Source organism: bacterium (assembly GCA_020444065.1).
Taxonomy (GTDB): domain Bacteria; phylum Sumerlaeota; class Sumerlaeia; order SLMS01; family JAHLLQ01; genus JAHLLQ01.
Genome location: JAHLLQ010000003.1, coordinates 56,150 through 70,452, shown reverse-complemented (window position 1 = coordinate 70,452; position 14,303 = coordinate 56,150). Strand labels below are relative to the sequence as shown.

13 protein-coding genes are annotated in these 14,303 nt (G+C 57.9%); 4 read left to right on the top strand and 9 right to left on the bottom strand.

Annotated features, from left to right (window positions below; translation table 11 throughout):
• Positions 1-397 precede the first annotated feature (397 nt).
• Positions 398-775, bottom strand: a complete 378-nt coding sequence (locus tag KQI84_08130) for a hypothetical protein (protein ID MCB2154842.1) — start codon at positions 773-775, stop codon at positions 398-400.
• A gap of 197 nt (positions 776-972) precedes the next feature.
• On the opposite strand from KQI84_08130, the gene KQI84_08125 reads away from it, so the two are divergent.
• Complete coding sequence (locus KQI84_08125; protein MCB2154841.1) at positions 973-1,350, top strand: HIT family protein; 378 nt, start codon at positions 973-975, stop codon at positions 1,348-1,350.
• Here the strand turns inward: KQI84_08125 and KQI84_08120 are convergent.
• The 7 genes from KQI84_08120 to KQI84_08090 form a co-directional block, all read right to left on the bottom strand.
• Positions 1,325-1,744: a hypothetical protein gene (locus KQI84_08120; protein ID MCB2154840.1), complete on the bottom strand. Its 420-nt coding sequence runs from the start codon at positions 1,742-1,744 to the stop codon at positions 1,325-1,327. The two genes, KQI84_08125 and KQI84_08120, sit on opposite strands and share 26 nt — an antisense overlap.
• Complete coding sequence (locus tag KQI84_08115; protein ID MCB2154839.1) at positions 1,735-2,265, bottom strand: hypothetical protein; 531 nt, start codon at positions 2,263-2,265, stop codon at positions 1,735-1,737. The genes KQI84_08120 and KQI84_08115 overlap by 10 nt, the downstream gene beginning before the upstream one ends.
• The gene (locus KQI84_08110; GenBank protein ID MCB2154838.1) at positions 2,262-2,780 is read right to left on the bottom strand and encodes a hypothetical protein; all 519 of its coding nucleotides are present in this window, start codon (positions 2,778-2,780) and stop codon (positions 2,262-2,264) included. Before KQI84_08110 ends, KQI84_08115 begins: the two co-directional genes overlap by 4 nt.
• A 164-nt stretch (positions 2,781-2,944) precedes the next feature.
• Positions 2,945-5,485 carry a CotH kinase family protein gene (locus tag KQI84_08105; GenBank protein ID MCB2154837.1) on the bottom strand — a complete coding sequence of 847 codons (2,541 nt, stop codon included), beginning with the start codon at positions 5,483-5,485 and terminating at the stop codon, positions 2,945-2,947.
• A gap of 238 nt (positions 5,486-5,723) precedes the next feature.
• A complete protein-coding gene (locus tag KQI84_08100) occupies positions 5,724-6,749 on the bottom strand; it encodes a hypothetical protein (GenBank protein MCB2154836.1) in 1,026 nt (341 codons plus the stop codon).
• Positions 6,742-8,250 (bottom strand): B12-binding domain-containing radical SAM protein, encoded by a 1,509-nt coding sequence (locus KQI84_08095; protein MCB2154835.1) that lies wholly within the window; start codon positions 8,248-8,250, stop codon positions 6,742-6,744. The genes KQI84_08100 and KQI84_08095 overlap by 8 nt, the downstream gene beginning before the upstream one ends.
• Positions 8,251-8,516: 266 nt before the next feature.
• The gene (locus tag KQI84_08090) at positions 8,517-8,846 is read right to left on the bottom strand and encodes a hypothetical protein (protein ID MCB2154834.1); all 330 of its coding nucleotides are present in this window, start codon (positions 8,844-8,846) and stop codon (positions 8,517-8,519) included.
• A gap of 33 nt (positions 8,847-8,879) precedes the next feature.
• Between KQI84_08090 and KQI84_08085 the strand changes: the two genes are divergently transcribed.
• Genes KQI84_08085 through KQI84_08075 form a run of 3 tightly spaced genes read left to right on the top strand, consistent with a single transcriptional unit; the run spans position 8,880 to position 10,106 of the window.
• The gene (locus tag KQI84_08085) at positions 8,880-9,323 is read left to right on the top strand and encodes a DUF2089 domain-containing protein (GenBank protein MCB2154833.1); all 444 of its coding nucleotides are present in this window, start codon (positions 8,880-8,882) and stop codon (positions 9,321-9,323) included.
• Positions 9,320-9,625, top strand: a complete 306-nt coding sequence (locus KQI84_08080; protein ID MCB2154832.1) for a hypothetical protein — start codon at positions 9,320-9,322, stop codon at positions 9,623-9,625. Before KQI84_08085 ends, KQI84_08080 begins: the two co-directional genes overlap by 4 nt.
• Before the next feature lie 40 nt (positions 9,626-9,665).
• Complete coding sequence (locus KQI84_08075; protein MCB2154831.1) at positions 9,666-10,106, top strand: hypothetical protein; 441 nt, start codon at positions 9,666-9,668, stop codon at positions 10,104-10,106.
• A 22-nt stretch (positions 10,107-10,128) separates the two neighbouring features.
• Here the strand turns inward: KQI84_08075 and KQI84_08070 are convergent, their stop codons facing one another.
• The gene (locus tag KQI84_08070) at positions 10,129-14,178 is read right to left on the bottom strand and encodes a fibronectin type III domain-containing protein (GenBank protein MCB2154830.1); all 4,050 of its coding nucleotides are present in this window, start codon (positions 14,176-14,178) and stop codon (positions 10,129-10,131) included.
• Positions 14,179-14,303 lie beyond the last annotated feature (125 nt).

Here is a 14,303-nt window from a genome sequence, read left to right as displayed (position 1 = left end):
TGCGAGCCCGTGCGGTCCCCCATGTTATAGACTTTCACGACCGGCACGATGCGATCGCGGTCTGGACCCACAAGGATTTGAACCATATCCCCAACCGCGAACGGCTCCCCGTTTGCCATGCTCCGCGAGTGATAAAACGACGACATAATGACCCACCCCGGCAATAGTGATCCGAAGTAGCCAACTCCACCCGCCAACACGATGCACAACACAAAGCGCAACGGATCCCCCCAGCTCAGCGGGTGAACCAGAAGTGGCCAGAAAGTGACGGCCGCAAGAGCGATCGCGCCAGAGACCCACACCCCAGCCCAGATCCTGATCGGCCATTCGTTCGCGACGAAGTAATGAAGCGCCGTTGCTCTTCCACGCAATGTTTCCATATCACACCGTGGATCGATCACATATCCTGATCCATCAATTCCCGTTCGCCTTCGAGGAATACCAACTTCATCATTGGCCGCGGCGGAGGGTTGTGTCTGAAGAACCGGAAAACACGCCTTCGATCATCCTCGGTCTTCACATCACCCATCACCATCAGCACTCCGTTTCCCATCGTTCCTGTCCGCAGCATCAGATTCTGGAACGCCGGATCATGTTCTGCCCGCCGATCAATCAACGGTTGAACGGCTTCGATATACCGACCAACCTTTCGCATGTTATGCCCTTGCGAGGTGCCGAATGAGTACCAGAACATAAACGGCAGTAGCGCCAGTAGAAGCAAATTCCAGCGCAGCAACTTCTTATCCCGTTCGGAAAGCCGATCGTACCATTTCATTGTGCTCTCGCTCCAAACCCAAACGGCTCTGTGGTTGGCGGCGATTTCATGCCACACATCCAACCACAGAGCCGTCCGTCGCGCAATTGAGATGTACAGTCGTTTTTGCCATTCGTGCCCCTCCTCCCCATCTCGCCTTGTCGCCTGGGAGCCACCTCCTCCAACATCGCCCACGCAACCCGGAGGAGGCGCACATCATGACCGACAAGCCCTGCCCGTTCTGCTCGCTGGATGATCGCGAGATCGTCCTGCAGGCCGAACACGCCGTTGCATTCTATGATGGGTTTCCGGTGAACCCCGGGCACATGCTCATCATTCCGCGGCGCCACGAGCCCAGCTTCTTCGAGCTCACGCCCGAGGAACGTACCGACATCCTCGAGCTGCTTGATCGTGCGGAGGCGCTCCTGACCGAGAAGCACTCCCCCGCCGGATTTAACATTGGAATCAACATCGGCCGCGCCGCCGGCCAGACCGTCTTCCACGCCCACGTCCACCTGATCCCGCGATACGAAGGCGACGTCGCCCGCCCCCAAGGCGGCATCCGCGGCGTCATCCCCGATCGCCAGGCGTATTAACGTCGAGCATTCGATTCAGCGACGCGACATCGCGCGCTTGCCCACCGTGATACCAAATCTCCTCGACAACGACTTCATCGGGCCAGGGTTCGTTGTAGGTATAGCCCTCGAGCATATCCAAGTGCCCACCAGAGATGAACTGAACAAATCCAACCGTGCTTTGCATGCCACGAAGTCGTGCCTCCACGTCTCCAATTCGAAAGCTGCGATTCTCAAGAAGTAAGACACTTCCGCTGACACGGAACGAGGTAAAGAACCCGCACCCTGTGAATTCCCGGCCGCGCACGGAGCTCAGAGCAAATTGCTCACGCAAGCGTGCCAGTGTCGGATGCGAGCCTGCCAGAAGCCGATCCATGACGGCCTGCTCAAGTTGAATCTGACCTTCTATACCCATCCCTCGGTTCCCTGCTTGTGCGGATCGGAGATCCGATGATGCATCATCATCGAGCGATGCACCAGGCAGACACGCTCGTTCCCCGATGAAATTGTGTACTCCATGATAGCAATGCGATCTTCGCGGGACTCGGCGCGGAGAACCTCTTCAACCCAACGCCCCTCTGCGCTCTGCGGAGGTTGAGGCCTCAGCCACGACCGGATCATCCCATCGAAGTTCGTGCATTCCATCAAACGAGGAGAGCCAATCGGTTTGGACTCACCAATGATGATGGTAATTGCGCAGAAGGCCTCACGCGTGAGTTCTCCCTCGGCCATCGACTTGAGCAACAATTCCGAGTGTTCCAAGAGATGCTCCAGAGAGAAAATGACAAGGCGCCGACACTCGGACTTCGCCCACCGAGAACCCAAGGCCTCCACCTCACGATCCGACAGGAACGGGTACTCATCAACCTCGTCCGTCGGACAGGAGAACATCCAAAGAGGATTTGTCGCCAGCCTTCTCCGCACCTCAGATATCATCGGGGCACCAACTCCTGGAGGTTCAGGAAACCTGCTCCCGGGATTCGAGGAAATCCAATATAGAGCCGTCGCAACTCCGGATCTCGCTCAGGGAGCTCAGCCGCATAGACCCTCAGCTTTGCACCGAAGTACTCGATGTCAGGATCCGGACGCAAGATCGCGGGAAGTTCATCGTCTACAACCGGCTGGAGCTTGACATTCGGCAGAATCGTATCTCGCGCCGTCTTGCTGAAGAAGAGATTTGGACAAACCGTCTTTTCGATGTCGGGATCACTCGGGTCTCCAGCCCAATCGAGATAAGTCAGACAGAAGAAAACATCCGGCTGCTGTTTTCGAGGAATGGTGATCGAGTAGTGCCGAACGACATACTGATAGTAGTACGTCGCCGCCAGAATCACAATCCGCCACAAGTCCACATCGGCCGCCTGCCTGACCAGCGCCAGGCTCTTCACCCGCGACCAGATTGGAATCTCCTCAAACGTCCCAGGGCGTGTGTCGATCTCCTGAGAACACATCAATCCGCTCCTCTGGAGCAGAAGCAGCGCAAGTCGCAAATCCCTTTCGCGGGCATTGCCTATCTGTTCCGACATGATGGGCCCCTTGATCGCGAATTCATTCACTCGACGTCAAGCCGCCACCACGTGCCATTAACATGCCAGTCAGAAAAGGGTATCGTTCCCTACCTCAACATCCACCCCTCCAAACCCGTACCATTATTCGCCACCATGAACGTCGCTTCCGTCAGCGCGCTCCATGTGCCGCCGGAGTAGGCGCGCGCCTTCACCGTCGTGGTCGAGGTGATCGCGACGGACAAGCCGCTCGCCCCGGACGTCGCATCGACATTGATGCTGCCACCGGGCTTGCGCGGATCGGAGCCATCGATCGTACAGTAAATCGTTCCCGCTGTCGCCGTCAGAATGGCGCCAAACCCGGCATTCACCGTTCCCCCGTGCTGGTTGAATTCCGGCGCATCGACCGTCGGATACAAGCCCGCCGACTTCAACTGCCCCAGAACGATCTCCGTGCGAGTCAGGGGAGATGCGTTGAAGAAATCATCCACAACCCAGTCCGTCGCGTCGCGCCAATCCACGTTGCGCGTTCGCGGCGAGGCCGGCGTCAGATAGTCCCCCCATCGTGCCGACTCCGCGATCATCGCCGCTTCGATCTCGTTCATCCGCGCCCTGTACCGCGCCGTGCAGGCCTCCGGCGTCAGCGGGCCGCCGTTGAAGAAGTGCCGATGCACGCGGTCGGCAAACGCCATCCGGTACTCTGCGTTGGTCTTCAACTTCGTGTGCAGCCACCACGGATTGAAGTTCACCTGCAGCGACAACTGCGAAGCCAACGTCACCGAGACGCGATTCACATTCACGCCGCTTTCCTGCTGCAGCGAATGCTCATTATCGTGCGGCATCCACTTCACGCCATCCGGATCTTCTCGATTCACCGCAGCATACAGATTGCGCGGTTTTGTGTTTTGATCCGGAGGCCCAAGCGGCATGTCCGTCGCCCCGGCAAAGAACACGATCAGCATGTAGTCGATCAGGTTCGCTTCGTCGAGATACTTCGGATACGCGGCGTTCTCCGTCCCGTCCGCATTCTGCCCCTTCAGCCGCATGTACCTCGCGACCGTACCGACGCCTGAATTCACCTGCGACCAGAATGCGAAGTAGAAATCCGTGTTTCCATCCACCGCGTAGATCTGGCCGGTTCCGGAATCGGCCTTCAGGACATCCCAATCCTCTTCCTCGCCATCCATGTACGAAGTACAGAAGAAGGAATCGGGCCGCTCCTCCGTTTGATAGAGCCCCCAGTAAACCCCGTCCAGATACAGGTGAAAGAAGAATCCGCGCGCGTATGGGTGCCCCATGTCGCGCATCGTATCGCGGCTGAACGGATCGTCCAGCCACGTTGCGTACTGAGCCCGACTGAAGTTCCACGAGAAATTCTGCGCCGTGCGGAAATCGATCTTGTCAAACTCGTCCGCCCCCTCGTCGCCGAACATTGGATACTCGATCTTCGAATCGCCGTACTCGCTGCGCATGATCATCCGGAAAGAATGCTTCGGATTGCTCGTCGATGTACTGACGCCGCCTCGAATACGCAGGCCGCCGTTCGCATGGAACGCATCCGTCCCATCTGCCAGCACCATCTCCACCGCGGCCGGACGTTCCCATTCCTCGCCCTCGCCGTCCGGATTCACATAAATGCCGGTTGTTGAGTCGAATAGATTCGGCAAGTCCGTCGTTACGATGATCGTCGGAATCGACCGCAACGCATCGTCCACCTCGTCGCCATACAGCAGACTACCAGTGATGTCCGGATCCATTTCGTAATCGATCGCCTGGCTGCCGCCCCCCGGACCTGGAGGACGGGGCGTAGTGCTTGCGCTTGTGGGAGCCGGCCAATCCGAAGTCGGGGCAGTCGATGCCTGGTCCACAATCTCATCGATGAAGATGTAAGTTTGCGTATCGATGTCTGTGGAGAACCATCCATCGAGACAAGCCATTGCGCGCAACGTTGTCGTGCCCGTGATTTGAACCGGCCCCGTGTACTCCGTCCCATTCGTCTCCGACGGACTGCTGGCGTCCAGCGTGTACTTGATCGTCGAACCTGGCGTTGAGCATGTGATTTGCACCTCGAATGGTTCCGTGAAGAAGCCGCGCCGAATATCAAACTTCGTGTCCGCTACAAAACCATTGCCGGCCACGCCATTCGCAGCATCAGGCGTTGGCGTTCCGAAGAACCCTGTGTTTCCGCCCGAACCAATTCCGTAAGAAATATCCGCTCCCTGCTCCGGATACCCGACAAACCCCGAAATTACCGTCGTCCCATCCGAGTCGACCAACAAGCAATCCTCGCCATCGGAACTCAGCTTAAACGTCGTGTGCAGATACCCCGCGCCATCGACATAAACCTCGACATCCGCCGCATTCCCCGATGCGATCACGACATAGTAGCCGCCCGCAGCGATCGTCGGATTCGCCACCGCCGGAAACTGCCACTTAGTCAAGTTGTCTGCATTATCTGTCAGGTACAGTCCATCCAGATCGATCGCCGCGGCGGTCGGATTATGAATCTCAATCCAATCCGAATGGTCGCCATTCCCATCCGCCAGAGTATCCGCGTTGCTCGCCATGAACTCCGTGACTACCAACGAAGAAACCTGCGGCAGGGCAACGGTTGGAACAAGCAATCCGAGAATCAGGAATAAACATCTCATCAGTGCGCTCCTCCATGGCGGTGGCCGCCTCATTTCGGAATACAGTATTGCCGTGAATCGGCAAGTTCCATACCCCGGCGTGATCACCGACAAACAGAAAGAAGCGCACTGCTAATCCATTGAAAACAAACGCCAAACACACAATCGCTACCCATCGCCCCCCAAATCAAACCTCTCCCATCCGTACAGACACCGTACGCTATGGTACGCTCTGGGATCGCCGGCTTCCAGCCGGCAATCACCTTCGCATGTCTGGTTGCGACTTGATCAGGCCTTGAACCTGTCTATTGGAAAGCTCGCAAACATGACCATCTGCTTGCACAATCCACCAGGACCTCCTCGGCGGCATGGTTAAGCCGTATGTGAGTGAGATCACAACATCTCCATTCCCCAGTACTTCCTCCCGCCCCCATGACCGTGAACGGTGTTCCTCCGGATACTTCGCCTCGAATGCTGCGACCACGGCTCGCATTCGCTGGCCCCTGCCGCGCCTCAGTGATATCCAATCAAAGATCGAACGCTGCTTCGCTCCCGCCTCAACATCGGCCTTGTAAGTCGCGGCGAGTTCCTCATCCGCGCGTTTCGCCGCACTCGCAATGAAATCCTCTAAGTCATCCCATCCGCACTTCAACTCCGTCCCTGCGGGGGTAATCTTGTCATTCCAGAAGTCCACGTTGATGTCCACATCGGCTTTGACTTCATCCGAATGGGGATAGAAGAACAACTGCGAGCCTTGCTCCGAATCGATTACCAACTCGAACTCCCCACACGGCATTCCACACTGAGTGGGCAACGTCGGAGTACGTCCCTGAACTGAGAGAACTCTCCCATCCCCTGTCTCCGCGAAGAGCCAGGCCGGCACAGACTGGTTATCCAAATAGCTCTCGCGCTTCTCCACAACGCGTGCCCATCGCCGAGCTTTACCCTGGAGGCGTCGGACATTGCGCGCGTTCAGCCAATCGGCCAGGAGCGCACGATCGCGGCTGTGAGCATCCCGCCAGATGCTCTGTACATACCGGTAAGCCCAAACGCCCCCGATCACCAAGCCTCCAATAAACATGAGAATCAACGCACTCGCGGAAGCATTCTCGCTATTGAAGCTCACGGGAACCCCGACGGCGACCAACCCGAGAATCCCGCCGAGTATCATCCCTGCTGAAACTTCCAGGCGCAGATGTCCCGGTGGCGCGGAGTCGCACCATCGAATCCGCTCTTCAATTGTAGCCTGCTCTTCAGGATTCAGCAACTCCGGGCTTTCACCCATATCGCCTCGCGTCTCCTCGATTCATCAACGCCGCCGCCCGCTCCATCCGCGCGCCCCTCCCCAGCACATTCACCCAGCGCGACGCATTCACCAATGGCCGCCACGCGGCATGCGTCAATCTCCATTGAATCAACCACGGCCACAACCAGTTCGACTTCTTATAGAGCGCACTCATCCCCAGATAACCCGGCACCGAGCTCCATCGCTCCGGCCGCCGCGCCCAGATCGAATCCCACGAAAACGTTCGGCGGTACGCCCACGAGTAGCCTTCCTCCAACTCCTCCGGCGACATCCGCGCCGGGCGAAACACCGCGTGCGACGTATCGTAGCGCCCCCAATCCTTGTGAAGCAAACGCCCCGCGCGTTCCATCTCTCGAAACAGCGGCGTCCCCGGGTAAGGTGTCAGAATGTGATACGTCGCGCACTCGAGCCGGTTCTCCTCGATCCACGCAACCGTTCGCTCGAACACATCCGGCCCATCATGATCGAAGCCAAACACAAAGCTGCCATTCACTTGAATGCCATGATCGTGAAAGATCCGAACGCGCCGCGCAAAATCCTGCGTGGGCGGAGTCTTCTTCCTGGCGTCGCGAAGATTTGAATCGTCCAACGTCTCGAAACCGACGAACACGCCCGTGCAGCCCGAGGCCGCCATCGCGGCAACAACGCTCGGATCGTTCGCCGTATCGATACTGACCGCGGCGCTCCAGATAATCCGCAATGTCTCCAGCTCTCGACACAACTCGCGCAGGTACTCCGGCCGCGACCCGAGGTTATTGTCGATGAAGACCGCGTACGGTTCGCCCGTCTCTGCAATCTCTCGGGCAACGTCGCGCGGAGGTCGAACCTGGTACGGCATCCGCAGCCCGCGCGTGGACAAATAGCAGAACCCGCAACGGCTGTGGCAACCGCGCGTCGCAATCACGCTGGCACGCGTCAGGAAATCCCGCGATCCCGCCAGCGAATGCCGCGGCGCCGGTTCCAATTCAAACGATGAGTCGAATGCGCCAACATACTCCGCCTTCTGCGTCCCCGCCTGCACATCGCGCAGAATCTCCGGCCAGATCTTCACGCCCTCGCCAAACGCCAGAATGTCCGCATGGGGACGGACTTCCTCCGGTGCGGACATCACATGCAAGCCGCCAAGCACCACAATCGCCCCGCGCCGACGATACCAGTCGGCCAACTCATACGCCCGGCGCGCAAACGTCAGATGCACCGTGATGCCAACGACCTGCGGAAACGGCTCAGAAGGGGGAGGACCCTGCAGAAGGTTCTCGTCCCAATACTCCACATGCCAATCGTCCGGCGTTGCCGCGGCAATCGACGTCAGCGTCAGCGTCGGCGTCAGCACATGCTTCCCGAACGAAGCGTGGGGGTCCTTTGGATAGAAGGGATTGATCAGCAGCGCCGTCCGCTGCCTCGGTGTCATTCGTGGAACGGACGAATCAAGAACAGGTGCCTCACACAGCTTCTTCGGAATCGACCGGTGCAATTGCACTCGCGCCCCCTTGGCGCCCGAACGGACGCACTTGAAGTCAACCTTCGAACTCCAGAAGATAGCAAGGCTGTGAGAGACCCCCTCCGAATTGATGAATTAACAGAATGCGACTTGTTGCGAATTCGCAACGCACCGACTTCAATAGCTCTTCCTGTGCCGAGAGGTTCTAAACAGGGAACAACGAGAAAACACAACTCCGCAGCATGCACCACCGATGCACACACGAAGCACACTCGCACAATTGCAACGCCACTGAATGGAAGAGATCACTCGCGAATCGCCTCAGCCCGGGCAAGCACCACGCACTCCGCTTCGTCGCCAAGAAACAAATCAACACAAACAATCCAAACAAGAAACCCATGGCCAGTCCTCGGCGCGAAAATCGGAGAGAACATCTCCTCAACGAACGAGGCCAATCGACACCCCCAAATCTTTGTCGAGAAGTCGCACTCCGCCCAGAATTTCCGTATCACGTTGTATTCTAAGGACTTAGGCGCCGCCGCGCAGCCCCAGACCGGACGCACACGCCCACCCGGATCAACAAAATCAAGTTTATTGAACCAAAAAATCAATTTTTTCAATTTCCGTGTTGACATACAGAACCTATTCCGCTCCACTCCCTTCAGAAAATGAAAACGAGGCAACTCGCCATGGAACGCCAGAACAACAACCCCACCCTCGAATGGAACGAGCTCACCCGCCTCACTGGCGGCCGCGAAGTCGCCGTCGAGCGCGTTCGCCTCAAGGAAAACGGCGTCGCCATCGAGGGCTCCTTCGAACTCCCCGCCCTCGCCCAGCTCTCCATGGAAGAGCAGTTCTTCATCATCGCCTTCGTCCGCAGCCACGGCTCCATCAAGCGCATGGAGCAGATCCTCGGCGTCAGCTACCCCACCGTGAAGAACCGCCTGAACCGCCTCGGCGAGAAGTTCGAGTTCGTCGAAGTCGATCACGATTTCGCCCCCGACCCCGAAGAAGAACCAACACCGACCCACGCCGACGCCTCGGCCGCTCTCGAAGCCCTGCGTTCCGGCAAGATCGATGTCGACGAAGCTCTCAGGAGGATGCGGTCATGAACAACGCCGTCGAACGTTGGGCCCCGCCCCAATTGCTGCGGGTACGCATGAAGCGCCCCGGTCGTCGCCAACTCGGATGCTGGCTCCCGCTCATCCTCATCTGGCTCCCGGCCCTGCTGCTCGCCCTCGCGCTCGTCCCGCTGGTGCTGCTGATCGCGCTGATCTGCCTGCCCGCCGGCCGCGAGTCGGCCCGCAAAGTCATCACCATCGGCCCGCAACTCTGGCAACTCGCCGCCGCCGCAAGAGGCACCCGCGCTGAAATCCACGATGGCAAAGAAGGATTCGCCTTCGCCATCGATTGAGACCCGAAAGATTGAAAGCTACGAACAGGAGATTCGAACAATGAGTAACGAACGCCGTCAGATTCTGGAAATGCTCAGCGAAGGAAAGATCACTGCGGACGAGGCCGAGCGCCTCCTGGCCGCCATCGAAACCGGCCCGGCCGAACAGCCGAAAACCGCTCCACCCGCCGCAACCGCCGTCGTCGCGAAGAAGCGCCCGAAGTATCTCTGCGTTCGCATCGAAGACAAGGGCGGCGAGAAGAACGAACGCGTCAACGTGCGCGTCCCGCTCGGCCTGGTTCGCGCCGGCATGAAGTTCAAAGGCCTGATGCCCGACCACGCCGCCGCCAAAGTCGAAGCCGCCCTCGAAGGCAAAGGCATCGAAGCCGACCTCTCCGCCATGTCCGCCGACGATCTCGAAGAACTCCTCGAGCACCTCGGCGAACTCACCGTCGACATCGACGATGAAAAAGGCAGCACCGTCCGCGTCTACTGCGAGTAGGTGGGAGGCACATGCCTTCCCCCTATCGCAGTATCCATATATCCGGGCGCGGAATCAGAGTCGTCCGGAAAGACTTCGTCGGGCTGGGCGCAGAATTCCCAGACAGATCTTCCGAAACCACCGAGTAGAAGTACTCCGTCCCTGGTTCCAACCCGGTCAGAGTAACAGAGTGCGAGTTGCGCATCCCGTCTTTGTTCGCTTCCCGCTTCAGGTCTGCTTCATCCGTGCCGAAGAGGACCCGACTACCCGCGAACTCATCCGTCTCCCAGGAAATCGTTGCCGCAGACAAAGTGATTCCGTCTGCAATCGGCCCATCGATAATCGCAGGAGGAATTGTATCCGGGTCCGCATCTGTCGAGAAGTTGATGATCGAACTCATGGTCGGCCCGTTGCCACTGACATCCGCCGAACCGGCCCTGAAGCAATAGTCCGTTGCCGGTTCCAGGTTTGTCAGCGTGACAGTGTGCTCGATTCGATGGGCGATATCTCCTTCAAACAGTGCAGGGTCTGCCCCCTGAGTCCCGTGCCAAAGCCTCGTGTCTGCAAGTTCCGATGTTTTCCACCAGATCGTTGCTGACGTGTCGGTCTTTGCGACTACAGAGGGACCGTTGATCAACGTCGGTGCCACGACATCCGGCGTTGAGCTGGTGACAAACCCGGCAGCACGCGAGCCCCCTGGAACGGGGCTTTCGTAAATCGCCACATTCCCGCTGATATCCATCGAGCTGACGCGGAAACCGTACTCCTCGCTCTCGGACAATCCCACCAGCGTCATCCAATGCTCACGCACCTTGTCGCTGTTCGATGACCGTGACGCGTACGGCAGAGAGGCGCCATACTCCACTACGGAATCTGCAGGTTCATCCGTCTCCCAGTACAACACAGCCGACTCATTTGTCACATCGATCACGTAGGGCTCCGTCAGGAACACCGGCGCGGTCGTATCCGGCAACGCGTCCGTGTGGAACGACAAGATCGAACTCGCGGAAGACTCGTTCCCGCTACCATCGACAGACGCCACTCGGAAGTAGTACAGTGTGTCCGCTTCCAACCCGACCACGGGGATATTGTGGATGCGATTCAGAGTAGCCTGGGCTTCCTGCAATCCCAACGTTGTCGAGGTGCCATACTCGACCACACTAGTCGCAGGCTCATTCGTCCGCCACCAGATCACGGCCGATTGATGAGTGACGTTCTTCACCAATGGCCCCTCGATCGTCACCGGAGCCTCCGTGTCCGGGCTGGCCGATGTCGTGAAGTCCAACGTTTCGCTCAGTGTCGGACCATTTCCGGAAGCATCCTTCGTCGATACGGTGAAGTAGTAGATCGTCGCCGCGTCGAGGTCCACCAATTGCACGCTGTGGGCTGTCACCAATGCCGTATCCGAGTGAACGCCGAACACAGTCCCATCGTTGTACGAAACCCCGCTGGTCGCGGGTTCATTCGTGGTCCACACAATCGTCGCTTCACTGTCCGTTACATCGATTGCCATCGGCCCCGATGTAATCACCGGAGGCGTAGTATCCGGCGCATGGAGCGTGCGGAAAGTGATCGACGGACTCACCACCGGGCCATTTCCCGATCCGTCTGTCGAAGAGACGAAGGCGCTGTATGAAGTCTCTGCGGCAAGCCCCGACAAAGCGATCCGGTGATCGCGAACAAGCGCCGAATCGGTGACCAGCGTTTCGCTCGATCTCATCGCACTGAAAGCCACTGAACTATCCGCGGGTTCATTTGTCGTCCATTCCACGATTGCGGAATCATGTTCGATGGAAACCACAACGGGCCCCCCAAGAATTACGGGCGGCTGTGTGTCCGACACGGACTGCGTTCTGAAAGACGTGACAGGACTCAGCGTCGGTCCATTCGAAGAAGAGTCCGTCGCCGACGCGCGAACGAAATAAGTCTCGCCAGGCGCCAGCCCGCTCAACAGAACAGAATGCTGGGAACGAATTCCTGGCACTTCCGCCACTAGCGATGGAGGGCTGCTAGTCCCAAAAAGCGCCTTGGTCGAGGCCGGTTCATTCGTCTGCCACTCCACAGTCGCGGTTGTACCCGTAATGCTGTTCACATACGGACCGGCAATCACCAGCGGCGCATGGGTGTCCTCGTGACTCAGCACAATGTTCTGCTGCAAAGGCCCGGGAATATCCACATTGTACATTCGAATCGAGTAGAACCCGCTATTGAGCGGTGGATCGATCTCTTGCCGATACTCCCCTGGGAGTACCGTCATTGAATAGGCGCCATTGCCGTCCGATGTGGACCAGTCCTCGCAGGGGTCGCCCGAGAGAACCAGCTCCAGATCCGTACCGGGAACGGGAACGCCGTTATTATCTGTCGTGTTCCCCGTCACATGAATGAACTCCGGCAAAATGACATCTTGAACCGTCTCCAGATTCACCGTAATCTTCGGAACAGCATCCAAGAGGGCAAATAACTTCGGACAATCGATGTTGAGCGGACGAGAGATGAATTCGCCGCCCTGCACTGCTAGCCAGTACTCGCCCGGCAGGACTTCCAGTTCATATTGGCCGGATGCTCCAGTCACCGACGTATCGCCTCCAGCGTAGACCTCTATTCCAGAAACCAGCGTCGTCCCATCGTGCGCCCGCACGGTGCCGCTCAGAGACACTGGGCGCTCCAGATCGATATTGTAGGTCATATCCCCGGTGACATCGATCCTTCGGAACCGCTGGTCAAGGAAACCGGAATCCGGAGGAGGCGTCACATCGGCGGTGAAGACACCCCAGAACGTCAGGAACTCGAATTCGCCGTTCGAATCGCTTGTCCTGAGATTGTCCGTCCCCGTGACGTAATCGTGCATGTAGTCGTCGCCAATAAACCAGAGTTCGACTCCCTCTAGCGGCACACCGTTGCCACGCACCTGCCCGGTCACTCGATAGAAAGGCGGCAGCGTCATGTCTTGAATCGTATCCTCAAAGACGGCAAGATTCGAGACCACGCCTGAAATCCCAAAAAGATCGGGAGATTCTATTCCGATGGGCGGGGAAGAATGAGTGCTGCCCGTCAGGGACAGCGTGTAAGTCCCGGAAGGAACTTCCAATTCGTAGTACCCTTCAGCGTCCGCGTATTCACGAACGTTAACGCCCCCTGTCCCATTCGCCGAAACCTCGATGTAAGCCGCCGGCGTAATCCCATCGGCAGCGTAGACATGGCCACTGAGAGTCAATGGGCGCTCAAAATGGAAATCCTGGATCGAATCCTCCGTGTAGGTCCAGTAACCGAAAGTCTTCGGTTCGTAACCTGAACCCTCGGGCGGAGTAATATCGAACCTCTCCTCGCCGGGAAATGTCCGGACCTCATAGGCGCCATTCTCATCCGTATCGACCCAATCGTCCGCATACGCAAGGGCGATCCCATCCTCGGCCATCCCCAGCTTATAGATCGAAGCCCCCGCCATCGGCTCTCCGTTCCCATAGACATGTCCAGAGATTTTGATAAAGGGAAGAAGCACGATATCCTGATTCACATTTCCGGAGACATTAATGTGGTAGATAATGTCAAATATCGTGAAGGAATCGCACGTCTCAATATTGGGCGGCGGATCGGAATTCTGAGAACCTGAAATGTGCAAACTGTACACACCAGGAGGAACGTGCAGTTCGTAGTAGCCATTCGCATCGCTTACGGTCTTCACCTGCGAAGACAAGCCGCCGCCGCTGGCAGCCACCTCGATCGCAGAAACCGAGGTCACACCATCCGCTGCGAAAACCGTCCCACACAAGACGCCTGCCTCCGCCAACAACACGACATTCTGCGTCACGTCCGCTCCATCGACGACGATGTCATTCACGTCCGATTCGAAGTACCCGCTCCCTGTGGGTGGCGAAACCCGCAGATTGTACGTCCCGTCCCCCACGGACAATGCGTAAAAGCCCGACGCATTGGTCGTGGTCGAATCCAAGGTATCCATCGTGCTCGGATCGAGCAGCGAAACCGTGGCATTCTCCATCGGGCTCGGACCACCATAGACGATTCCACTCAGAGTGTGAGCAAATCCCGCCGTTGCCACGATGGATATCAGAATAACAAGACACGGCAGGCGCAAGGCTCTGCCATGTCTCCCGAAACTGCGCGAATCGAAATGACGAATAATAGAAAAATGCATGGCCGTTCTCCCCTGGACTCGGCGATCGAATGGAGTCTCCCCCGAATCGACTCCAGTAGACATCT